The 22,573-nt window shown below is 62.8% G+C and carries 20 protein-coding genes; 4 read left to right on the top strand and 16 right to left on the bottom strand.

Annotation, left to right across the window (positions count from 1 at the left end; all coding sequences use genetic code 11):
- Window position 1 precedes the first annotated feature (1 nt).
- Genes PG897_RS09840 through PG897_RS09825 form a run of 4 tightly spaced genes read right to left on the bottom strand, consistent with a single transcriptional unit; the run spans window position 2 to window position 3,607 of the window.
- On the bottom strand, window positions 2-847 hold the full coding sequence (locus PG897_RS09840; protein WP_076360373.1) for an SDR family oxidoreductase: 846 nt from the start codon (window positions 845-847) through the stop codon (window positions 2-4).
- On the bottom strand, window positions 844-1,503 hold the full coding sequence (locus tag PG897_RS09835; protein ID WP_076360372.1) for a TenA family transcriptional regulator: 660 nt from the start codon (window positions 1,501-1,503) through the stop codon (window positions 844-846). Before PG897_RS09835 ends, PG897_RS09840 begins: the two co-directional genes overlap by 4 nt.
- Window positions 1,500-2,966 carry an AMP-dependent synthetase/ligase gene (locus PG897_RS09830; RefSeq protein ID WP_201881645.1) on the bottom strand — a complete coding sequence of 489 codons (1,467 nt, stop codon included), beginning with the start codon at window positions 2,964-2,966 and terminating at the stop codon, window positions 1,500-1,502. The genes PG897_RS09835 and PG897_RS09830 overlap by 4 nt, the downstream gene beginning before the upstream one ends.
- Window positions 2,963-3,607, bottom strand: coding sequence for a thermostable hemolysin (locus tag PG897_RS09825; protein ID WP_201881650.1), 645 nt, complete (start codon window positions 3,605-3,607; stop codon window positions 2,963-2,965). The genes PG897_RS09830 and PG897_RS09825 overlap by 4 nt, the downstream gene beginning before the upstream one ends.
- A gap of 217 nt (window positions 3,608-3,824) precedes the next feature.
- Here PG897_RS09825 and PG897_RS09820 point away from each other — a divergent pair, with 217 nt between their 5' ends.
- The 3 genes from PG897_RS09820 (at window position 3,825) to PG897_RS09810 (ending at window position 6,591) form a co-directional block, all read left to right on the top strand.
- Window positions 3,825-4,463 carry a class I SAM-dependent methyltransferase gene (locus tag PG897_RS09820; protein WP_201881651.1) on the top strand — a complete coding sequence of 213 codons (639 nt, stop codon included), beginning with the start codon at window positions 3,825-3,827 and terminating at the stop codon, window positions 4,461-4,463.
- A 74-nt stretch (window positions 4,464-4,537) separates the two neighbouring features.
- Complete coding sequence (locus PG897_RS09815) at window positions 4,538-5,758, top strand: winged helix-turn-helix domain-containing protein (protein WP_201881652.1); 1,221 nt, start codon at window positions 4,538-4,540, stop codon at window positions 5,756-5,758.
- Window positions 5,759-5,814: 56 nt separating this feature from the next.
- Window positions 5,815-6,591, top strand: coding sequence for a substrate-binding periplasmic protein (locus PG897_RS09810; RefSeq protein WP_017787967.1), 777 nt, complete (start codon window positions 5,815-5,817; stop codon window positions 6,589-6,591).
- 84 nt (window positions 6,592-6,675) lie between these two features.
- Here the strand turns inward: PG897_RS09810 and PG897_RS09805 are convergent, their stop codons facing one another.
- From PG897_RS09805 to mscM, 10 genes are all read right to left on the bottom strand, one after another.
- On the bottom strand, window positions 6,676-7,800 hold the full coding sequence (locus tag PG897_RS09805) for a M20 family metallopeptidase (protein ID WP_201881654.1): 1,125 nt from the start codon (window positions 7,798-7,800) through the stop codon (window positions 6,676-6,678).
- A 34-nt stretch (window positions 7,801-7,834) separates the two neighbouring features.
- Window positions 7,835-8,302, bottom strand: coding sequence for a YjiG family protein (locus PG897_RS09800; RefSeq protein WP_043171201.1), 468 nt, complete (start codon window positions 8,300-8,302; stop codon window positions 7,835-7,837).
- A complete protein-coding gene (locus PG897_RS09795) occupies window positions 8,299-9,030 on the bottom strand; it encodes a nucleoside recognition domain-containing protein (RefSeq protein ID WP_043171200.1) in 732 nt (243 codons plus the stop codon). The genes PG897_RS09800 and PG897_RS09795 overlap by 4 nt, the downstream gene beginning before the upstream one ends.
- A gap of 247 nt (window positions 9,031-9,277) precedes the next feature.
- Window positions 9,278-9,634: a fumarate reductase subunit FrdD gene (gene frdD, locus PG897_RS09790; RefSeq protein WP_005298330.1), complete on the bottom strand. Its 357-nt coding sequence runs from the start codon at window positions 9,632-9,634 to the stop codon at window positions 9,278-9,280.
- 112 nt (window positions 9,635-9,746) lie between these two features.
- Window positions 9,747-10,145, bottom strand: coding sequence for a fumarate reductase subunit C (locus PG897_RS09785; protein ID WP_005298336.1), 399 nt, complete (start codon window positions 10,143-10,145; stop codon window positions 9,747-9,749).
- 16 nt (window positions 10,146-10,161) lie between these two features.
- Window positions 10,162-10,896 (bottom strand): succinate dehydrogenase/fumarate reductase iron-sulfur subunit, encoded by a 735-nt coding sequence (locus PG897_RS09780; RefSeq protein WP_005298338.1) that lies wholly within the window; start codon window positions 10,894-10,896, stop codon window positions 10,162-10,164.
- Window positions 10,889-12,673 carry a fumarate reductase (quinol) flavoprotein subunit gene (gene frdA / locus PG897_RS09775; protein ID WP_043171199.1) on the bottom strand — a complete coding sequence of 595 codons (1,785 nt, stop codon included), beginning with the start codon at window positions 12,671-12,673 and terminating at the stop codon, window positions 10,889-10,891. The genes PG897_RS09780 and frdA overlap by 8 nt, the downstream gene beginning before the upstream one ends.
- A 517-nt stretch (window positions 12,674-13,190) precedes the next feature.
- On the bottom strand, window positions 13,191-15,068 hold the full coding sequence (locus PG897_RS09770; protein ID WP_043171198.1) for a methyl-accepting chemotaxis protein: 1,878 nt from the start codon (window positions 15,066-15,068) through the stop codon (window positions 13,191-13,193).
- 132 nt (window positions 15,069-15,200) lie between these two features.
- Window positions 15,201-15,911 carry a glycerophosphodiester phosphodiesterase gene (locus tag PG897_RS09765; protein WP_043171196.1) on the bottom strand — a complete coding sequence of 237 codons (711 nt, stop codon included), beginning with the start codon at window positions 15,909-15,911 and terminating at the stop codon, window positions 15,201-15,203.
- Window positions 15,912-15,933: 22 nt separating this feature from the next.
- Window positions 15,934-19,212, bottom strand: a complete 3,279-nt coding sequence (gene mscM / locus PG897_RS09760; protein ID WP_270828970.1) for a miniconductance mechanosensitive channel MscM — start codon at window positions 19,210-19,212, stop codon at window positions 15,934-15,936.
- A 155-nt stretch (window positions 19,213-19,367) separates the two neighbouring features.
- Between mscM and PG897_RS09755 the strand changes: the two genes are divergently transcribed.
- Window positions 19,368-20,702: an MATE family efflux transporter gene (locus PG897_RS09755; protein WP_043171193.1), complete on the top strand. Its 1,335-nt coding sequence runs from the start codon at window positions 19,368-19,370 to the stop codon at window positions 20,700-20,702.
- A gap of 87 nt (window positions 20,703-20,789) precedes the next feature.
- Here PG897_RS09755 and PG897_RS09750 read toward each other — a convergent pair whose 3' ends face one another.
- Complete coding sequence (locus PG897_RS09750) at window positions 20,790-21,614, bottom strand: M23 family metallopeptidase (protein ID WP_005298349.1); 825 nt, start codon at window positions 21,612-21,614, stop codon at window positions 20,790-20,792.
- Between the two features lie 43 nt (window positions 21,615-21,657).
- Complete coding sequence (locus tag PG897_RS09745) at window positions 21,658-22,509, bottom strand: hypothetical protein (RefSeq protein WP_043171192.1); 852 nt, start codon at window positions 22,507-22,509, stop codon at window positions 21,658-21,660.
- Window positions 22,510-22,573: the final 64 nt, after the last annotated feature.

The following is a 22,573-nucleotide window of genomic DNA, read 5'->3' as shown; positions in this document are numbered from 1 at the left end:
CTTAACGTTCCTTCTCTGTCATGACGGAAATGGCGTGCCCCGAATTGCCGGCAGCAGGCGCCGCGTGGCGTGCATAGCGCTCTATGATGGGTTTTTGCTTGGCCAGCGCCCGGTCGACCAGGCCGGGCAGCAGGCCGTTGAGCCGCACGAACAGCTTCTCCGGCCAGCCGAGCCAGCTGCGGCGGGTTTCGTTGCACAGGGCGATGACGGCCTCTTCGGCCACGTCCTGCGGGCTGTCGGTGTGGGTGCCGAGTTCGGCATTCATCTCGTAGGCCGCCTCCGAGTTGAGGCGGGTACGGGTGGCGCGGGGAGCAAAGTGCAGCACCTGGATGCCGGTTCCCTCCAGCTCGCGGCCGAGCGCCTCGCTGAAGCCGCGCAGGGCGAACTTGCTGGCGCAGTAGACGCTGTAACCGGCGTAGCCGATGGCACCGAAGCTGGAGCCGACGTTCATGATCACCGCCGGTTTGCGCAGGCGGGGCAGCAGCATGCGGGTGAGCTGGATCGGTGCCTCGACATTGAGCAGCAACTGGCGCTCCACCTGCTCGCTGCTCTGATCCTCCAGCCAGGCAAACTGGTTGCAGCCGGCGTTGTTGATCAGCACGTCCAGCCCTTCGTCCAGCGCCGGGTGCTGCAGCAGTTTGGCCCGCTCCTGGGGCGAGCCCAGATCGGCGATCACCATCTGGTGGCGCTCCGGGTGCGGCAGCTCCTTGCGAAGCCTCTCCAGCGCACTGGCCCTGCGTCCGTGCAGCAACAGGCGCGCCCCCTGGGCTGCCAGCTCCTGGGCCAGCGCTTCGCCGATCCCGCCGCTGGCGCCCGTGAGCAGCACGAGTTTTCCTTCAAGCTTCATGATGTCTGGTTTTCCGTCAGTTGATAGAGCATGTCGGCGTAGAGGCGGTAGACCACCTTGGCCGAGTGAATGATGGCCGCCTGATCGGCCGGGCTTTCCACCCGGTTCATCAGAGACTCGAAGAACTTGAGGTGCTCCTGATCCAGTGCGCCGTGGGAGCTCAGATAGCTCATGGCCTGGGGGGGCAGGCCGAGACCCGCCTTGAGCTGATCGGCCACGGTCAGGGCGATGGCGACGCTGGTGCCTTCCAACACCTGTACCATGCCGAAGAAGCCCATGGGGTTGCCGCGTTGCACTTGGTCATAGAGAAAGGCCACCATCAGTTCAATGGGCAGCCCGGGCCGGCCGTGGCGCACCGCCTCGGCATCGCCGCCGCAGGCGCGGATGTCGCTCAGGATCCACTCCTGATGGCCATACTCCTCGTCGATGTACTCGGCGATGGCGCCGCGTACCCACTCATACTCCTGGCCCAGCTTGCCGCCGGTGGCCATCAAGAGCGGCACCGTGTGGCGCACGTGGTAGTAAGCCTCTGCGAGGAAGCGCAGGTAGATGTCGCGGGAGATCTCCCCCTTGCGGCACGCCTCTATGATGGGGGCGTTGAACAGATGCTCCCGGGCCGGGGCGGTGGCTTGTTGCAGCACTTGATAGAAGCTCATGAGGTCTCTCCTGTAAGGCATTGGCTGATCTGCCGGGAAAAGTGGTGATAAATCCGTTCGCGACGGGGGCGGCCGTTGGCGGTCAGCAGCTCCGGATGCTGATCCAGCGCCACCGGCAGCCAGTGATGGATGCGGGCATAGTCGGGCAGGCGGTGATTGAGCTGCTCGATCTGCTGGGCCAGCTGGGCGTCGGCGCCGGGCAGTGGCTGGATCAGGGCGACGTTGGCTGGCTGGCCGTCGCCGAAGATCACGATGCGGGCGATGGCCGGGCAGAGCTGGGCTTCCGCCTCGACCCACTCGGGGGAGAAGTTGCGGCCAAAGGCGGTGATCTGGACGTTCTTCTTGCGCCCGGTAATGTGCAGATACCCCTCATCATCCAGGTGGCCAAGATCGCCGGTGGCGACCAGTACTGGCGTCGGCTCGTCGCTGCCCAGATAGCCGAGCATGGCGGCGCCCTCCACCAGGATCTCGCCATCGGCGGCGATCGATACCCGGCAGTGGGGCAGTGGCTGGCCGACGCTGCCCAGGCTGTGGCCGTCTGGGCCGTTGAGGGCCACGACGGAGCCGCACTCCGACAGGCCGTACCCCTCGTAGACCGGCAGCCCCAGCTTGCGGGCCCGGCTGATGAGCTCGGGCGAGACCTTGCCGCCGCCCACCGCGACGAAGCGCAGGCCGGCCAGCTGCTCGGCCAGCGCCGGGTTGGCGCTGCACAGGGCTAGCAGCAGGCGCAGCAGCTCGGGCACCAGCACCAGGCTGTGGGTGGGCCAGCGCAGCAGGGCCTGGGCCAGGGTGGCCGGATCCAGCTTGCTGGAGCCGGCAAAGCCGAGCTCTGCCAGCGAAGGGATGCGGCTGCAGGCACCGGTGAGCAGTGGCACGTAGAGACCGGTGAGGTTTTCCAGCAGGGTGGTGAGCGGCAGCAGGGTCAGGTGCTTCTCAACCTTGGCCGGGGCAACCCGTTCGGCCAGCGACGCGCAGACCGCCATCATCTGGGCCAGCGACAGGCAGACTCCCTTGGGCTGGCCTGTGGTGCCGGAGGTATAGGTGATCTTGGCGGTGCCGGCCGGCAGGGGGGGCAGCCGGGCAGGAGTGCGGCGCCACAGCGGCAGCTCGCCGACCGCGAGCGTCAGCGGCTCGCTGGCCTGCCAGCCCGGATGGTGGGGGCCGATCAGGGCGTCGGCGCCGCTGCTCTCCAAGAGCCACTCCTGCTGCTCCAGGCTGAAGAAGTGGGGGATCGGGATCACCACGATACCGGCCATGGCGCAGGCGAGATCGATGAGCGCCCAGGGCAGGCCGTTGTCCAGTTGCAGCGCCAATCGGCTGATCCCGGCCATCTGCAGGCGGTCGGCCAGCGCTGGCAACTGCTGCCACAGCGCCTCGTAGCTGAGGCTGTGCTGGCTGCTGGCAAGAGCCGGGCTGTGGGGCGTCTGGCGGGCGAAGTAGGCGATTTGGTCAAACAGCATCATAAGGCGCTCCGGTGCGGGCAGTTGAACAGGGAGGGCATGGGGGCCAGCAGGGAGAGCAGCAGGCTGCCCCGGGCCAGCGCCTGCCGTCCGAGGCCGAGATCGCCGACCATCACCTTGGGCTGGCAGTGGTAATAGGCGCCCCAGGCGCTGGCGTCGTCACCCACCTTGTCGGCCCTGGCGGGGGCCAGCTCCACCGGGGTGAGGTGGAGGCGGTGAAAGCTGTTGCGCAGCTTGGCGGTGCCGGTGAACACAACATAATCGAGGTCGTTGTCGCACAGCAGACGGCAGAGCGCCGCAAACATCAGGCGGGCGTTGCCGGGCTCGCTGCAGGCGAGGTTGCCCACCTCGACGATGCGATCCCGCCGGGCGGGGGCACCGAGCCGGGTTTCGATGGCGGCCTCGATGGGCTGATCCAGATACTGTTCCAGATAGAGGCGCTCGCTGCCGGCCAGCTTGAGACCGCAGGCGCCGGCCAGCAGGCCGTCGGCCCGGTAGAGGCCGAGCAGGCAGGGCAGAAAATGGGGAATGCGGGCGTTGAACTCCTGGCTGTAGGCCGCCTGGATGTAGCCCTGCAGTGCCATGACCTGTTGCGGGGTATCGGCCAGTGCCAGCCGATAGGGGGCTTGAATGTCGGTGGTCATGGATGGCTCCTTCTTGTCGATTGTCATCAGACTAAAGGGGCAAACTTAAGAAACCCTTAAGAGGTAAAAAATCTGTTTCACACAGATGCAACTGGTTGAAAAGAGAGGTAAAGCTGTGACCCGATTGCGGGGCAGCCGGACAAAAACCTTGTCAGCCGCCAGACAGGCAGGCAAGCTGCGGCCACTTTTGACCGCCCCGCTTTCGAGAGGAGATGCCATGACCCCCTTATCCTGCCCGCTCTGCTGCGCCACCGATGCCTATGAGCTGCCGGTGGCCGGCAAGCTCTACCATCGCTGCCGGGCCTGCGAGCTGGTCTGGCTGGATGCGGTCGAGCACCTGGATCCCGCGCGCGAGAAGGCGGTCTATGACGGCCACGACAACCAGGTGGATGACCCCCGCTATCGCGCCTTTTTGCTGCGTGCCTTCGGCGAGGTGCTGCGCCGCCTGCCTCCGCCGGCCAGCGGCCTCGATTTTGGCTGCGGCCCGGGCCCGGCGCTCATCGCCATGGGGCGGGAGGCGGGCTACCAGATGGCGGGCTACGACAAGTTCTATGCCGACGAGCCCGAGTTGCTGACGCGGCAGTATGACTTCATCACCAGCACCGAGGTGATCGAGCACATCGCCGAGCCGCGCGCCGTGCTGGAGACGCTGTGGGGCTGCCTCAAGCCCGGCGGTCTGCTGGTGCTGCAGACCCAGCGGGTGCTGGGGGACGAGCGCTTCCGGCAGTGGCGCTACCGCCACGATCCGACCCACATCGTCTTCTTTGCCGAGGCCTCCTTTCGCACCCTGGCGACCCGCTGGCAGGCACAGGTCGAGTTTCCTCACGCGGATGTGGCGGTCATCACCAAACCCTGAGCCGGGCGTTTTCATTTGGCCATGAGTTGGGCATGCTGGTGGCCCGATACTCAGGAACGGATGCCCCTATTTCCATGTCGATCCCCCACCTCTCATTGCAAGACGCCCGTCATCTACAACTGGCGGCCCAAGGGCTGCTGACGCCGCGCCGCGGCAAGGCGAAACCGGCCGATCTGCTGGCCACCATCCGCCGCATGGCGCTGCTGCAGATAGACACTATCTCGGTGGTGGCCCGCAGCCCTTACCTGGTGCTGTTCAGCCGGCTGGGGCAGTACGATCCGCGCTGGTTGGAGCAGTTGCTGGCCGATGGCGATCTATTCGAATACTGGGCCCACGAGGCCTGCTTCGTGCCACGGGAGGATTACCGCCTGCTGCGCCACCGCATGCTGGATCCCGCCGCCATGGGCTGGAAGTTTTCGGCCAACTGGCTCGCCACCCATCAGCAGGAGATCGGCGATATCATCGAGCGCATTCGCCAGCATGGCCCGGTGCGGGCGGCCGATTTTGAACGCAAGGGGGGCAAGGGCAATGGCTGGTGGGACTGGAAGCCGGAGAAGCGCCATCTGGAGGTGCTGTTCACCGCAGGCCAGCTGATGGTGCGCGAGCGGCGCAACTTCCAGCGGGTTTACGATCTGGCCGAGCGGGTGATGCCCGAGTGGCGCGACGCGCGGGATCTGCCGAGCCCGGAACAGGCGCAAAGGGACATGGTGCGAGCCAGTTGCCGGGCGCTGGGGCTGGTCAAGACCGGCTGGGTGGCCGACTACTATCGGTTGCGACGCGGCAAATACGACGCCCTGCTCCATCAGCTGGCGGACGAAGGGGAGCTGTTGCCGGTGCGGGTGGAGGGGTGGCAGCACGGCGCCTTCGTGCACGCCTCCCTGGCCGAGGAGTTGGCCAGGGCGCAGGCTGGCACCCTCAAGGCGACCCATACCACGGCCTTGTCACCGTTTGACCCTCTGGTCTGGGATCGCAAGCGGGCCAGCGAGTTGTTTGGCTTTGACTACCGCATCGAGTGCTATACCCCGGCCCCCAAGCGCCAGTACGGCTACTTCGTGCTGCCGCTGCTGCATCGCGGCAAGCTGGTGGGCAGGATGGACGCCAAGGCCCATCGCCAGCAGGAGATCTTCGAGATAAAGAGTCTCTATCTGGAGGCGGGGGTCAGGGTGACCCGAACCTTGGCGCAGGAGCTGGCCAAAGCGCTGCAGCGGCTGGCCGACTGGCACCAGACTCCGACCTTGCGCTACGGCGCCATCCCCGCGCCCCTGCTGGCCCTGTGGCAGGAGGGGGCACCCTGACGGGGAGCATCACCCCCGTCTGCACTAAGCTGTAAGGGAGGCGAAGGAGGGAGACAATGACGCGAGCCATGTTGTTGCTGCTGGGATGGGGCCTGACCGGGCTGGTGGAGGCGGCCCAGCCCGAGGTGCAGATCTGCCTGGGGGAGGGCAACGAGTGGGCCCCCTTCACCTACTGGGAGCGCAAGGATGGCGTGCCCGATACCGGCCGTCTCACCGGCTCTGCCACAACCCAGGTGCTCGAGGCCCTGAAGCGGCTCGGTTTGTCCTACAAGATCCGCTATCTGCCCTGGGCAAGGGTGCAGCAGGAGCTGGCCGACTATCGCCAGAACCGCTTGTGCGAGCTGACCTGGGATGCCAGTTACAAGCCGGAGCGGGCGGAATATGCTTTCTACAGCGTGCCGCTTTACTACACCCACCTCGGATTTTTCTACCTCAAGCGGCGCTTCCCCGAGGCGCCCGATCTGCAGACGGTCAATCGCTCACGGGTGTGCGGGGTGCTCGGCTACAACTATGCCCCCTACGGGCTGGCGCAGGAGCCGCGACGGCTCAAGCAGTTGCAGCAGGCGCTGGACATGCTGGGGCGCGATCGCTGTGACTTTTTGCCCAGCGAGATTGAACCCCTGATGAGCGGTATCGGCCTTGGCATCTACCAGAGCGAGAGCGGCCTGCTCCACCTCGCCCTGCCCAGCCGCAAGGGCTTCTATCTGCTGGTGAGCAAGGGCTCGCCGCGCTCCTATGAGCTGGTGACCCGCCTCAACCAGTTGCTGATCGAGTTTCAGGACAGCGGTTACAGCGACGAGGTGATGCGCCGTTTTTTGCCGCCGATGGAGTAGCCGGCAGACAGCCTGTCAGTAGGACGAGAAAAGAGGAGCCAGCCGATGTAAACCGGCTGGATCCTCTTTTTATGAATGCCGATGTCAGTTCGCGATACGGGTCAACACCCTCACCAGCAGCTCGATGCGCGGGGCTATGCTCGCCAGGTCCAGATACTCCTCGTCACTGTGGAAACCTGCGCCGATGGGGCCCAGGCCGTCCAGGGTCGGAATGCCGAGGGCGGCGGTCAGGTTGGCATCGGAGCCGCCACCGACCTCCTGCCAGCAGATGGGCAGACCCAACTCCTGACCGCACTCCTCCACGATGGCCATAAGTGCCTGGGTGCCCTCTGACGGCATCATGGCTGGCTTGTGCGCCTCACGGGTCAGCTTGATGGCGACCCCTTTCAGATGGGGGCGCTCGGCCAGGGTCAGTAACTGGTCGTTGACCTGGCAGTACTCCTGGTTGTCCCAGAAGCGCACATCTACTACGGCGCTGGCGTGGGCCGGCACTATGTTGGCGCCAGTGCCCCCTTCGACGATGCCGATGTTGAGGGTGGTGCCACTCTCGAAATTGGTGAGGGCATTGATGGCCAGGATCCAGTGACCCAGCTCGGTGATGGCGCTGCGCCCCTTCTGCGGCTCGTTGCCCGCGTGGGCCGCCTTGCCGGTGAAATCGAGACGATAGCGGGCCATCCCCTTGCGGGCCTTGACCAGGGAGCCGTCGGCACGGGCTGCTTCGGCCACCAGCACCTGACGGGCCTGTTTGGCCACCGAGGCCAGCCAGTCGCTGGAGTGCAGGGAGCCAATCTCTTCATCCGGATTCATGCAGACGCAGATGCTCAGGCTGTCGCGCACTTCGCGGGGCAGGGTGCGCAGGGCATAGACGATGTTGAGCAGGCCGGATTTCATGTCGGAGACGCCGGGGCCGTAAGCTCGCTCGCCATCAACGCTCAGCGGGCGGGTGGCGGCGGTGCCGAGGGGGAAGACGGTGTCCATATGGCCAATCAACATCACATCGATCCTTTCGGCATCAGGCTGGTTGCGAATTTCCAGTCCTACGCCTGCTACCCCGCAGTCAACCCGCTTGACGTACCAGCCACCCATGGCCTCGTATTTGGCGGCCATCATATCTGCCACTGCGGCGATGCCTGGCTGATGCAATGAGCCGCAATCCAGGTTGACGAGAGGGGCCAGCTCGGCCAGGTATTCATCCAGAGAAAAAGTCATCGGTTGCTCCACCTATGTGGTTGTTCGAAAAGGGTCAGAGAAGGATGTTCATCAACAGCATGGCGCCGAAGGCATTGAGCACAGAGATGGCGATCATGATGGGGATGTAGCGCCCTTCGGTGCCGATGCAGCCGAGGATGCGGCCCATGTACTGCACCTGGGAGCCCATCAGGTAGATGGCGGGGGCCAGGATGGCGATATGGGTGCCGTTGAGTATGCCCTGATCGAACAGGGTGATGACCACGCCGACCGCGCCGCCCATGGACATCCAGGCGCCGATCAACACGGCAGCTGCCTCACCGGGCAGACCAAACACCGCCATGATGGGGGAGAAGATGGCACCCATGGCGTCCAGGGCGCCGGTGATCTGCAGCGCCTTGATGATGACGAAGGCCATTAGCACGTTGGGCACGGTGGAGGTGGTGGCGATGACCCATCCCTTCTTGGCCCCTTCGACGAAGATATCGGTGACGATGGGTTTTTTGACGTTGGCCTGGCTCATTTGGATTGCTCCTGGGTGCTGGGGGTCGTGGCGTGCTGGGTGTTGTTGCTGTTTTTGCCTTCGGTCAGGTTGAGGTAGACCCTAAACAGGTTGGCACCGACAAATTTGAAGGCAAACATCACCACCACGGCGAGACCGATGGAGGAGCTGACTGCCGGGCTGCCATCGGCCAGGGTCAAGGTGAACAGCACGGCGCCGGAGGAGAAGAAGTTGACTATGGTGGCACCGGCGGAGAACTGGAACATGGTGAAGACGTCGGTCTCGCGCTTGCTGATGAGCCCTTCATCCTTGAGCTGGCGGGTCATGGCGGCGCCGGCGTCGGTACTCTGCAGGGAGGCGATCAGCGCCAACCCCGTATTGCCCGGGATCCCCATCAGCGGTCGCAGCAGTGGGGTCAGCAGCTTGCGGGCGGCATCCAGGGCGCCGTAGTGTTCCAGCACATTGATCATGCCGAGGGCGAACATCACGGTGGGGATCAGGGTCAGGGCAAACAGGAAGCCGTCGCGGGCGCCGTTGCCCCCCTTGCCGCGCATGTCGGTCATGGCGGTCTTGAGGCCGTCGCCGTTCTCGCTGACGCTCTGAACCATGGTGCCGAACGAGCCGTTCAGCGTGGTAAAGTCGAATACTCCGTACCACTGGTTGGACTGCAGCAGTCCCGAGAAGAATACGATGGCGAACGCCAGTGCCAGGTAACTGCCTATTGTTACCGAGCGTGATTTGTCAGTCATGATTTAACTCCCTCTGAATAAGCGTTTAGTCAGAGGAAATTATGCGGTTGCGTCTTTTGATTAATTGATGGTGGTCAAGCTAGTTCACTGCATATTAGTATGATGTTGGTTTTATGTGATGGTGATCTTGGTATTGTTGGTTAAAAGTTCTGTTTTACCGAGATTATTGAGGGGGGGCTGACGGGCTTTCGGGCGGGCAATAAAAAACCGGGCACTTGGCCCGGTTTGTCATGCAGTCTGGATGTGCTTACTGGAACACCAGCACCATCAGCAGACCCAGGGTGATGGCGGACACCAGGAAGGCGAAGCCATAGAACACATAGTGGTGCAGCTTGGTGGTGTGGATCCCCAAGTCATGCAGGCCGTGGTAGATGCGGTGCATGCCGTGCCAGATGGGCAGGGCGATGATGGCCAGCAGGATGCAGGCACCCCACCAGGAGCTGGCGAATTCCAGCACGCGCTCGTAGCTCATGGTCTCCACGTCCATGATGCCCATGGGCACCAGCAGACCTGTGATGAGGACAATGACCGGCAGCAGCATGGCAACGACCATGCCGCCGGCACCAAACAGACCCCAATATATAGGCTCGTCAGAACGTCTCATATTTTTTCCTCAAATCATGATTGAGTGATCGTGGCCAACGTTTCTGAATGAGAGCCCGGTACCAAACAGACACCAATAACCAGGCTCGTCAGAACGTCTCATTGTTTTCTCCTCAGGCCACGATGATCAGGACAAGCAGGGATACCACCGCCAGCGCCACATACTGGGCGATGACGATCGGCTTCTCCGGCACCAGGTCTTCGCCACGGAAGATGCGCATGGCTTTCGGCGCCAGGGCGAACCAGGTCTTGGCGTGGAACAGGCAGGCTGCCAGGGCGATGACATGGAACAGGATGGCGATCGGGCTTTGCAGGGATTCCAGCCAGCCGTTGAACGCCTCCTGACCCTGTACCAGCCGCAGCAGACCCCACATCAGCACGACGGCGTAGATGGAGACGAAGATGCTGGTGCCTTCGCGGATCATGTAGCCGGTGTAGAAGGCATTCTTCAGCCACCAGTCTTTCTTCATTTCGCGGACGTAAGGCTTACGTTTGCTATTGGTGTTGTTCATGGTCTCATTCCTGCTCTCAATCTGGCTTGAACATGGCGATCATGTAGTCCTTGGCGCTCTCGACCTTGCCAAGCTGGATGGCCGCCGCCGGATCCACGCCTTTCGGGCACACTTCGGAGCAGTAGCCCACGAAGGTGCAACCCCAGACGCCCTCGTCCTGGCTGATGATTTTCATCCGCTCTTTGGACGCACTGTCGCGGTTGTCGGCGTTGTAGCGGTAGGCCAGTGCCAGGGCCGCCGGACCGGTGAACTTCTTGTTGATGCCATACTGCGGGCAGGCCGCGTAGCACAGACCGCAGTTGATGCACATGGAGAACTGGTGATACTTCGCCATGTCAGCCGGGGTCTGGGTGTACTCGCCATCGCACAGGTTGCGCGGCTCAGACGGGATGATGTAGGGCTTGATGCTCTCCAGCTTCTCGATGAAGTCGGACATGTCGACCACCAGATCGCGCTCGATCGGGAAGTTGTTGAGCGGCTCGATAGTCATCTTGCCCGGCAGGTAGTCGCGCAGGAAGGTCTTGCAACCGAGTTTCGGAATGCCGTTGACCATCATGCCGCAGGAGCCGCAGATCGCCATCCGGCAGGACCAGCGGAAGCTTAAGGTAGAGTCCAGATGATCCTTGATGTATTGCAGCGCATCCAGCAGGGACATCTCTTTGAGGTAGGGCACCTGGAAGGTTTGCATCCAGGGCTCGTTATCCTGCTCGGGACGGTAGCGCAGGATTTCAATTTCGATCATCTCAGCCATTCTTCTTAGCCTCGTCTTGTTTCTCACCCTCGGAACCGTACACGCGCTTGGCCGGTTGGGATTTAGTGATCTTCACATCGGAATAGTCGATGGTCGGGGCCCCTTCGCCGTTGTAGAAGGAGAGAGTGTGCTTGAGGAAGTTGACGTCATCGCGCTCCTCGTAACCGTCCAGACGCTGGTGGGAACCGCGGGACTCTTTCCGGTTGATGGCGGAGTGCGCCATGGCTTCGGCCACGTCCAGCATGTAGCCCAGTTCGATGGCGTACAGCAGATCGGTGTTGAAGACGGAGGACTTGTCGTTGATCTTGATCTTCTTGTAACGGGCTTTCAGCTCGTTGATCTTGTCGATGGTGCCCTGCATCAGCTCTTCGGTACGGTAGATACCGACCCCGGCTTCCATGGACATGCCCAGTTCGTTGCGGATATCGGCCGGGTTTTCGGTGCCGTCGATGTCGAGCAGGGAGAGGTGCTGCTTGATCAGCGCCTCGGCCTTGGCGGCCAGCGCCTGGGTGTTGCCGTGAGACTGGGTCTTGGCAAATTCACCGGCGTGCTCACCGGCCACCTTGCCGAACACCACGATCTCGGACAGGGAGTTGGAACCAAGACGGTTGGCGCCGTGCAGACCGACGGAGGCACACTCGCCCAGGGCATAGAGGCCCGGCAGACGGGTGGCGCATGCGCCGTTGGTCTCGATGCCGCCCATGGTGTAGTGGGCAGTCGGACGTACCGGGATCGGCTCCTTGACCGGATCCACACCCACGTAGGCCTTGGCCAGTTCGCAGATGAAGGGCAGACGCTCCTTCAGGTACTTCTCGCCGAGGTGGCGCAGGTCGAGGTGAACCACGTCGCCCATCGGGCCCTGGATCACGCGGCCTTTCTGCTGCTCCTGCCAGAAGGCCTGGGAGAGACGGTCACGGGGACCCAGCTCCATGTGCTTGTTCTTCGGTTGGCCGACCGGAGTTTCCGGGCCCAAGCCGTAGTCTTGCAGGTAGCGGTAGCCATCCTTGTTGAGCAGGATGCCACCCTCACCACGACAACCTTCGGTCATCAGGATGCCGGTGCCCGGCAGACCGGTCGGGTGGTACTGGACGAACTCCATGTCGCGCAGCGGTACGCCGTGGCGGTAGGCCAGCGCCATGCCGTCACCGGTGACGATGCCGCCGTTGGTGTTGTAGCGATAGACACGGCCGGCGCCACCGGTGGCCAAAATGACGGATTTGGCCTGGATGAAGCGGGTGATGCCGTTCTGGATGTCAAAGGTCAGTACGCCCTGGACGCGACCATCTTCCACGATGAGATCCATGCAGAAGTGCTCGTCGAAGCGCTTGATGCTCGGGTACTTGATGGAGGTCTGGAACAGGGTGTGCAGAATGTGGAAACCGGATTTGTCTGCCGCGAACCAGGTGCGGGGGATCTTCATCCCGCCGAAACGGCGCACGTTGGCCTTGCCGTCCGGCTTGCGGCTCCAGGGGCAACCCCAGTGCTCCAGCTGGATCATCTCGTTGGTGGCATTGTTGACGAAGTAGTCGACCACGTCCTGCTCACACAACCAGTCGCCACCGGAGACGGTGTCGTTGAAGTGGTTTTCGAGGGAGTCATCATCACGGACGACACCGGCGGCGCCGCCCTCTGCGGCCACCGTGTGGCTGCGCATCGGGTAGACCTTGGAGATCAGGGAGATCTCCAGCTCCGGGTGAGCTTCCGCTATGGCGATTGCGGCACGCAGGCCACCACCACCAGCACCGATGATGGCGACATCGGTCTTGATAATATCCACATCTGCCTCCTTAGGGATAGATTTGCTGGGCACGATTTTGCTCTATGAAAAAAATTCAGGCTTGATGCAAGTCAAACTGGTCTGTTTTAGTGCTTGGCAATGGTGATCTTTATCAAAATCACCCCATTCCTTGGATGAAAACGCCGTAATTATCGCCATCCTGCAGTTATCGGTATCAGCCGCTGTCATTACTATGGTTATTTTAAGCTCAGGATTATACGTAGTTTTCTTTCAAAAAAATGAGAAACACCTCTCTTTTTAGGTATTACCCCCAAAGTTTTTAAGTTTTTTATCAAAAATATTTAATAAGAATTATTCACGGATAGAAGAATGTGGTGGTTGAGTTCAAAAAACTAATCCGAAGATCGTGGTGAGTCAGCTGTTGCAGGATCGAGGGCTGACCGGTGTCGTGCAGGAGAGTCGGTAATCCCTGCGGGTTGATGTGGTAATAACTATTGAAACCAAAGCATTTTTTCATAAAAAAAGGGGCCTGCATGGCCCCTTTTGTCGATCTGCATCAGATGCGGAACATGCCGACCTGATTGCTCAGTTCACCTGAAATATTTTTAAGTTGTTCAGAGAGATGGCGTGAGCTGTCGGCATCGACCGCCAGCTCGTCCGAGACGTCCTTGACTGCCTGGATGTTGCGGCTTACCTCGTCGGTAACGGCCCGCTGCTCCTCGGCGGCGCTGGAGATCTGGGTCGCCATGTCGGAGATCTGGTTGATGGAGGCGGTGATCTGCTCCAGTGCCTGAGTGGCATCGTTGGCATCTTCCACGCTGTTCTGGGCCAGCAGCTGGCCTTCGTGCATGGTGCTGACGGCGCCCTGGGTGTTGCGCTGCAGGGTCTCGATCATGTTGCGGATCTCGACGGTGGAGCTGTGGGTGCGCTGTGACAGCACCCGCACCTCGTCGGCCACCACCGCGAAGCCGCGACCCTGCTCGCCGGCACGGGCTGCCTCGATGGCGGCGTTCAGAGCCAGCAGGTTGGTCTGCTCGGCGATGCCCTGAATGGTGGAGAGGATGGTGTTGATCTCCTGAGCGTTCTTCTCCAGTTCCTGAATGATGCCGGAAGCCTGTTTGACCTGGGTGGCGAGATCCGTGATGGAGCGCTGGTTGCGGGCGATCACCTGCTTGCCGTGCTCACAGCTGCTGGAGGAGCTGCGGGCCGCATCGGCGGTCTGCTCGGCGTTGCTGGCCACTTCCACCGCGGTGGCGGACATCTCGTGCACCGCAGTCGCGATCTGGGAGATCTCGTTTTGCTGGCGGGCCAGACCCTGGCTCGATTTCTCCGCCATGTTGTGGGACGACTTGGCCTGCTGGTTCAGTTGCCCGGAGGAGTTGGAGATGTCCTGCACCATCACGTGGATGCGGTCGATGAAGGTGTTGACGTGTTTGGCGACTATACCCACTTCGTCTTCCCGCTCGATCTTGACGCGGCGGGTCAGATCCCCGTTGCCGCGGGAGAGATCGGCAATCGCATCGCCCAGGGTCTTCAGTGGTGCCAGGGAGCCGCTGATGGCGACGTAGGAGAAACCGGCCACGATGAGGATGGTCAGCAGGCCTTGCAACAGGGCGGAGGTGACCATGCGGGAGACGGACTGGTAGGCGACCGCTTCGTCCACCACGATGCCGAAATACCAGTTGGTGTTCGGGATCTCGGTCAGGTCGAACACGCTGGGTTTGCCGCTGATCTCCATCTCGGAGATGGTGTTGTCATGGGCCAGTTCGTTGACCTTGGCTGCGGTCAGATCGGGGGAAAGGGCGGTGGCCGGCTTGAGCGCCAGCTCCTTGTCCGGGTGGGCGATGATGGTGCCATTACCGTCAACCAGGATGGCGTAGGTGCCTTCCGAATTGAGGGCCAGCACATCGCGTACCAGGGCATCGATGGAGACGTCACCGGCGATGACCCCCTGAGTGTTGCCCCGGGTGAAGGGCTCTGCGATGGTGATGATCAGCTGACCCGTGGTGATATCGGCATAAGGCGAGGTGATGGCCAGCTTGCCGGCTGCCATGGCGTCCTTGTACCAGGGACGTTGACGGGGGTCATAGCCGGCCGGCAGGTCGGTCGGCTTGCTCTGAATCATCTTGCCATCCTTGGTGCCCACGTAGACCAGGTCGAAGTTGCCTGCGTTCATGGTCTGGGCCAGATGGCTGATGGGTTCGTCTTCCTTGGCGAAGGCCTCCTTGGTGGCGGTGACCATGCCGATGCGGGCGTCCAGCCAGCGGGAGATGCCTTTCACGTTCGAGACCGAGCTGTCGTCGATGAAGCTCCAGATCAGACGCCGGGTCTCGCTTTTCAGTTGACTTGTGTTGTACCAGACCTGCAGGCCTGTTATGACCAGGATAATGACCCCGATGGCGAGGACAAGCTTGTTCTTGATGGATAAGTTCATGTTTACATCCTTGTGAGCTTCAGTCTGCGATGTGTGGTTTTATTGTTATGGGCCAACACTGTATCGGCCAAAGTCGAACTTTTTGTATCCCGGTGCGCCATTAAATTTATAGCTTAAATCAGCGGTTATCGATCACCCCCGACACAATGAGTCCAATTTGGCGGATGGCAGAAAACGATCCGGCCGGTTGGTGAAGATGCCGTCGACGCCGATGGCGGCCAGCATCGCTTGATCGGCGGGTTCATCGACCGTATAGACCAACACTCTTAGCCCGCGTTTGTGGGCATCCTGTACCAGCTGTTGATCGACAAAATCCACGTCGCAGTTGAGCGACCAGGCACCCAGCTCGGCCGCAAAGGCCGCCTGGGTGAGGGGGATGGTGGAGGTGAGAGCCCCCAGCCTGATCTCGGGGCGCAGTGCGGCGAAGCGGGCGAGCTCGGGATGGTGGAAGGAGGAGACGACCCACTGGGCGGTCGTGAAACCAAGCTCGGCCTCAGCGCGCCGGGTCAGTCGGGCCACCTCGTCGGCTGTTTGTGCTCCTTTCAGCTCGATATGCAGCTCGGCCTGGCCGGCGATGGCCTCCATCACCTGCCACAGGGTCGGGATCCCCTCTCCCTCGCCGGCATTCAGGCTCGCCAGATAGGTGCGTGACTGGGCCGTCAGCACGCCGCGGCCGTCGGTGCAGCGCTCCAGTCTTCGGTCATGGAAGACCCACAGCTCGCCGTCGGCCTGCTGCACGTCGATCTCGATGGCTCCAGCCCCCAGCGTCAGCGCCAGCCTGATGGCCTTGAGGGTGTTCTCCGGTGCCAGTCCGCTGGCGCCGCGATGGGCGATGATCTGCATGTTGTGCTCCTGTGAGGGCGACTCAGGCCCGGCTCAGACGAATGTCGATCTGCTGGTGCGGCAGCCCCAGCCCCTGTTGCTGCAATTTCTCCAGCACCAGCGAGTGGACCTCGTGGGTGATGGGCATGCGGTGATCCATGCTGTTCACGTAGAGCCGGATCTCGTAGATCAGCGCCGAGTCGGTGAATTCGATCAGGAACACCTCGGGGGAGGGGGTCTCCAGCACCAGGGTGGAGGCCTTGATCGACTCTTCCAGAATGGTCTGTATCTTTCTCGGCTCCTGGGTCAGGCCGATGCGGATGCGCAGCCGTACCCGGGTGATGGCGTCGGACAGCGACCAGTTGATGAACTGCTCGGTGATGAAGGCCTTGTTGGGGACGATGATCTCCTTCCTGTCCCAATCCACTATGGTGGTGGCGCGGGTCTTGATCTTGGTGACGGTGCCGGTCAGCTCGCGGATGGTGACAGTGTCGCCGAGCCGGATCGGTTTCTCGAACAGTATGATGAGGCCGGAGACGAAGTTGGCGAAGATCTCCTGCAGCCCGAAACCCAGGCCCAGGGAGAGGGCCGCCACCATCCACTGCGCCTTGGACCAGTCGATGCCGAGAATGGAGAAGCCGGTCAGCGCCCCCACCACCAGCACTATGTACTTGGTCACTGTGGTGATGGCGAAGCCGGTGCCGGGGGAGAGGCTCAGGTGCTGGAGCAGGGTCAGCTCCATCAGGCCCGGCAGATTGCGGGCGGTGACCACGGTCAGGATGAAGGTGAATGCCGTCAGCATCAGATCCTGCAGGGTGATGGCGACGACCTGCTCGATGCCGCCGATCTTGCTGCTTACCTGCCACACCTCGATGCTGCGCAGGAAGCTGAACGCCGAGTTGAGTTCGGACCACTGCACCACCACCAGCATGGTGAAGCCCAGCATCAGCAGGGTGCGCACCAGCCCGAGGGACTGGGCACTGATGGTGTCCAGATCCAGTTCGGTGTCCTCCACCACGTCCGGGATCTCGGAGCTGAGCTCGTCGTGTCCCTCTTCCCGGCCGCGCTGGGCCAGGATCTCGGCGCGCTTGCTCTTGGCTCGCTCGAAGGCGAGTCGACGACGCTGGATCAGCATCCAGCGGTGCGCCAGATAGTAGACGAGCAGGCAACCCAGCCCCATCAGCAGGCTCAGCTCTAATTGGCGCAGCAGGATGCGGGAGGTATAGAAGTAGCCGAGTAGAGAGCCGATCACCGCCAGCAGCGGCGCTAGCATCAGGCTGTTCCAGATGAAGTGGTGCAGCAGGTGGGGCTTGCTCATGTCGGCCTGGCCCCAGGTGAGCGGCAGCCGCTCCCGGTTGAGGCGGGCGAAGAACAGCAGCAGCCAGAGGGCGCCGACGATGAAGGACAGCCGGCCGAGGGAATCGTAGAAGGCGTGCTCCTGATAGCTGTTGGCCATGCCTTGCACGAAGAAACTCGGGATGATTACCAGCAGCAGGGTGCGAAACTGGCTCCACACCTTCTGCACCCGCTCCTTCTGCCAGCGGAAATGGAGGATCAGGATCCCCTTCTCCAGCGTCAGGTGGCGGGCCATCAAGAGCGCCAGCAGCAGGAACCAGATCTCGCCGAGGCCGCGGGCCACCGCCACCGCGAACGGGTATTGCCAGGCGCCGTCGAGCAGGCCACGCACCATCAGCACCATGGCGGGCAGCGGCAGGGAGGCCAGCAGAGAGCGCATCAGCAGTCGGCTGGTGAGGCTGAACTTGTCCTGGGTCACCTTGCCGATGCGGGGCGCTATGTACTGGCTGTAGTGGGTCAGGTGGCGAGCCAGCTTGAACCAGCACCAGGCCAGCACCAGGATGCCGATACCGGCGAAGGTGAGGGTGATGGGGTTGTTCTCGGCGATGGCCTGGGGCAGCTGCAACCAGTTGACCGGGTTGAGGGCGAGACCGAGGGCGGCCGGCACCCCGAGCAGCACGGCCGGGGTGAGCGGGCGCACGTCCGGCATCCAGAACAGGTGGCTGGCGCTGAGCTCGCGGATCTCGTCGATCTTGCTGTTCTGGCGGCTGTAGAGCAGCTTGAGCCGGGTCTGCTCCTGAATGAGGCTGTCGGCGGCGTCGTTGAGTCGGGTCAGCAGCTGCCGTCTGGCCTTGAGCAGGTTGTCGAGCACCGCCAGCTGGGCGCGATCCAGGGTGATGCCGTCGGTTGTCAGCAGCTGATCGCGCAGCTGACGCGGATCCTTGAGGGCATCCTGCTCGGTCTCGTACTGGTATTTGGCCATGCAGGCGTTGACGATGGCCGACTCCAGCTTGTCGAGGGGGAAGTAGGCGGGCAGATCCGAGAGCTTGCTGCGCAGGTTCTCGCCGTAGGCGTTGCTGATCTGCAGCCACTCCAGTTGCTCGCGCACCGAGTTGACCAGGTCGTTCAGGGTCGAGAGGTTCGTGTCGATCACCCGCTGCTCGTCCTGCACCCGCTCAATCTGATCTTCGAGCGCGCCGAGCTGGATGGAGAGCGCCTGATTCTGCTGTTGCTGCTCCAGCAGCAGCGGCATGTCGGAGGTGAGCTGCTTGCGCAGGCGCTCGCTCTCCGCCAGTGCCTGTTCTGTCTTGTCGCGGCGCAGCTGGTTCTGCTGGTTGAGCAGGCTGGTCTGCCACTCGTCCTCGTCGGTGATGGCGAGGTTGAGCTCCTGCAGCCTGAGCTTGCCCAGGTCGTTGCGCTGCTGGGCGGAGAGCTGCTCCAGCTCCAGCATCTGGATCCGGTCGGAGAGGCTCTGCTCCTTGAGGCGGGTCACCAGCTGCTGGGCATCCTGCTGGCGGTCAGACTCGCTGCTGAAGCTGAGCCGATCGAGCAGGGCACGGGTCTGCTGCAACTGCTTGCGTAGCTCGTCGACCCGCAGGTGATACTCCTGGCCGGTGCTCTCCAGCTGGTTGAGGCTGTCCATCACCCCCTGGCGCTCCTTGCGCAGGTTGAGCTGGCGGTTGCTGCTCAGGCCGATGGCCTGGCGCAGCGCCTCCTCCTTCAGGGAGGAGAGGGCAGGGCGAGGCTGGGGCTGGTAGTTGTGCAGGCTCTCCTTGAGGCGGGCCGACTCCTTGGGATAATCGATGAGCACCTGCTGATAGGCCTTGCCCTGCTCGCGGTAGCGCTGGGCCTCCCGGGCAAATTGCAGCGCCTGCTGGTAGCTCTCCCGCAGCTTCTGGTTCTCCGGGGTGTCCGTCTTGGGCACGCTCTGCAGCAGCTCTTCCACCTGGGTGATGGCGTCATCGGCCTGGGCAAGGGGAGAAAGAAGAGTAAGGCAGAGCAGCAGGGAGAGCAGGCGTTGCAACATGGCGCACGTTTCCGTTCAGGTGGAGTCGCCCTAGCCTAAAGCAGGGGCCTGGGCGGGTAAAGTTTTCCATATTAATGATTTGTAACATAAATAACGGGCGATCCCGGCCCTCTTTGGCTATCATTCCGGCCGTTTTCCCCTCCATTGAGCATCCTATGTTCGCAGTCGATCTGGGCACGGCCCCCCTTTCCCGCCTGTTCTGGCGCTACGTCACTCCGACCGTGGCCGCCATGCTGGTCACCGGCATCTATGTCACCATAGACGGCATCTTCGTCGGCCATATTCTGGGCCAGGATGGCCTCGCCGGCATGATGCTGGCGTACCCCATCTGCGCCGTGCTCTATGCGGTGGGGGCGCTGATCGGCATGGGCTCCTCGGCGCTCGCCTCGTTTTATCTGGGCAAGGGGGAGCAGACCAGGGCCCGTCACATCGTCGGCAACGCGCTGGTAATGGTGCTCATCGCCTCGGCGCTGCTCGCCTTCATCGGTATCCACTACGGTGACGAGATGCTGATGTGGATGGGGGCGGAGGGGACCATCTTCGACGCCGGATACGCCTATCTGCAGTGGTACGCCTGGCTCGGGGTGTTCGCGGTGCTCTCCATGGCCTTTACCGCCCTGCTGCGCAACGATGGGCGACCCGGCCTCACCACCTGGATCCTGGTGGGGGGCGGCGTGCTCAACGTGCTGCTCGACTATCTGCTGATGGCGGTGATCCCCTGGGGACTGGCGGGGGCCGCCATCGCCACCATGCTCTCCCAGGCGGTGACCGGCGGCCTGTGCCTGTGGCACTTCTTCACGCCGCGCAGCCAGCTGCGCATTCGCTGGGATACCCTGCAGCCCGACTGGCGGCTGATGGGAGAGACATTGCGACTCGGGGTGTCGAGCTTTCTGATGTACCTCTACCTGTCGGTGGTGCTGGCGCTGCACAACAAGGCGCTGCTCTCGGTCGGCACTTCACTGCACGTGGCCGCCTACGGCGTCATCAGCTACAGCGAGGCCTTCTTCTATCTCATCTTCGAGGGGATCGCCATGGGCATCCAGCCCATCGCCAGCTTCAACGCCGGGGCGAGCAACTGGGCACGGGTGCTGCGGGTGCGCAACCTGGCGCTGGGGGTGACGCTGCTGGTGGCCCTGTGCGGCATGTTGCCGCTCTATCTCTGGCCGGAGGGGGTGGTCTACCTGTTTGCCGGTGACAACGCGGCCCTGTTGCCAGTGGCCAGCCTCGGCATCTGGCTCTACTTCTGGGGCTTGCCGATGGAGGGCCTGCTGCTGGTGGGGGCCACCTACTTCCAGGCCATCAATCGGGCCCGCGTCGCCTCCCTGCTCACCGGCGGCAAGCTGGTGCTGATCGGCGGCTTTCTGTGGGGCTTCTCTTCCCTGTGGGGGGTATCCGGCGTCTGGCTGGCATTGCCCACCTGCAGCACCCTGTTGGTCCTGGTGATGTGGCGAGCCATGGGCAAGGAGGCACGCCAGCACAGCGCTGCCTGACAGGTGGTCATTCGGCCATGAAAAAGGCAGCCTCGGCTGCCTTTTTCGTTTTGAACGCCCCTGCCTGCGCGCGACAGGTCTCCGGCCTCAGGGCTTGAAGGCACCGATGAAGATGGCGGGGTCGACGCGAGCGTCGTTGAGGCTGACGTTCCAGTGCATATGGGGACCGGTGGCGCGGCCGGTGGCGCCGACCCGGCCGACGATGCCGCCGCGGGGCAGGCTCTGACCCAGCTTCACGTCGACCTTCGACATGTGGCAGAACATGCTGATGAGCCCCTGGCCGTGATCGACGAACACCGTATTGCCGTTGAAGAAGTAGTTGCCGATCAGGATCACCTTGCCCGCCGCCGGCGACTTGATGGGGGTGCCGGCACCGACCGCGAAGTCGAGGCCGGAGTGGGGGTTGCGCTCCTCGCCGTTGAAGAAGCGGCGCAGCCCGAACGGGCTGGAGAGCGGGCCCTCCACCGGTTTGTCGAACAGCAGGTTGCTGGGCTGGGCCGGACTGAAAGTCTGGTAGGCGCGGGTCTGCTCCGCCAGCTCGCGGTTGATGCGGGCCATGTCCTCGGCCAGCGGGTTGACCTGGCGGCTGTTCTTGAGCTTGATGTGCTGCTCGCGGTAGTGCTTGCTGCCGACCGTGAAGTCGAGGGTGCGGCCATCGCTCACCTGCAGCTGGTGGGGGCCGGGCTGGCTCTTGAGGGGGATGCCGACGATGGCAATCCAGCGCTTGCCCTCTTCACGCACCACCAGCACCGGCTTGCCCTGATAGCGGGCGGTCGGGGCCTGTGCCTCGCTGCCAAGGGGCACCACGGCGACACCGCCCGGCACCGGGTGATTGAGCAGGCGGCTGATGAAGCCCTCGGCGAGGGCGGACTGGCTGGCCAGCAGCAACAATAGACAACAAACGACTCTCATGATGATTCCAGGCTGGGTTGACTAAGACGAAACGGTAACGAAATCAGGAGGCTGGCTGGAAGCGCTGGTAGATGGCCTCCATCTGGACCGAGACCTCCTGGCGCACCAGATCCAGCTCCAGCATGTCTTGCAGCACCTTGAGCTGATCCGGGCTCAGGAAGCCGCGGCTGCTCTCCAGTACCCGCTGGGTATAGGCGCGCTGGTTCTCCAGATAGGTGCCGGCATCGCCGCTCTCCTGTTGGGCCAGCTGCTGGTTCGCCTCGCTCAACAGGCGCGTCAGGGATTGGCGCTGGGCCGGTGCCAGCAGCTCGCCGCGCTCCGCCAGGCGGCCCTGGATCTCCAGCAGGCGGTTGGTGTCGCCCGAGTAGATCTCCTGCTCGAGCCGGGTGCGGGTATCCTCCCCCAGCAGGTTGCTGAGGTTGCTCCAGATGCGCTGGCTTTCCTGCTCATAGGCGTCGGGATGATCGAAGCCGAGGCGATAGAGCTCGCGCAGCTGCTCCTGCACCTGGCCGCGCACGTCCTCCACGATGTCGAGCCGATCGAAGACGGTGGTGAGCTGGCTGCCCTGTTCGGCGTCATAGAGCCGTTCGATCAGCACGGACCCTTCGCTCGACTGGCTCCACTGGCTGATGGCGGCTTCCAGCTCTGGATTGGGGGGGAGCGCCTCCTGGGTGGGCGCTGGCTCGCTCTGGGGGCCCTTGCCGGGCAGCTTGGCCAGCAGGCTTTGCCCCGGGTTCTGGCTGCTGCTCTGGGAAGCTGACGCGTCGCACTGGGCTGAGCGGGCGGTGCCGGCGGCGTCTGATTCCGGCTGGGCGACGGTGTGGTCGGCTTGCCACTGCCAGAGGTTGAGCAACAGGGAGGCCAGCAGCAGCGGCGCCAGGTGAGATGTACGCATTTTGGATTCTCTTGAATAAGTGAACGCCCCTTGCAGAGGGGTCTCTTATGATAACCGTAACGTC

The organism is Aeromonas sp. QDB20 (genome assembly GCF_027707805.1).
Lineage (GTDB): Bacteria > Pseudomonadota > Gammaproteobacteria > Enterobacterales > Aeromonadaceae > Aeromonas > Aeromonas dhakensis.
This window is presented reverse-complemented; position numbering and strand designations above follow the sequence as displayed.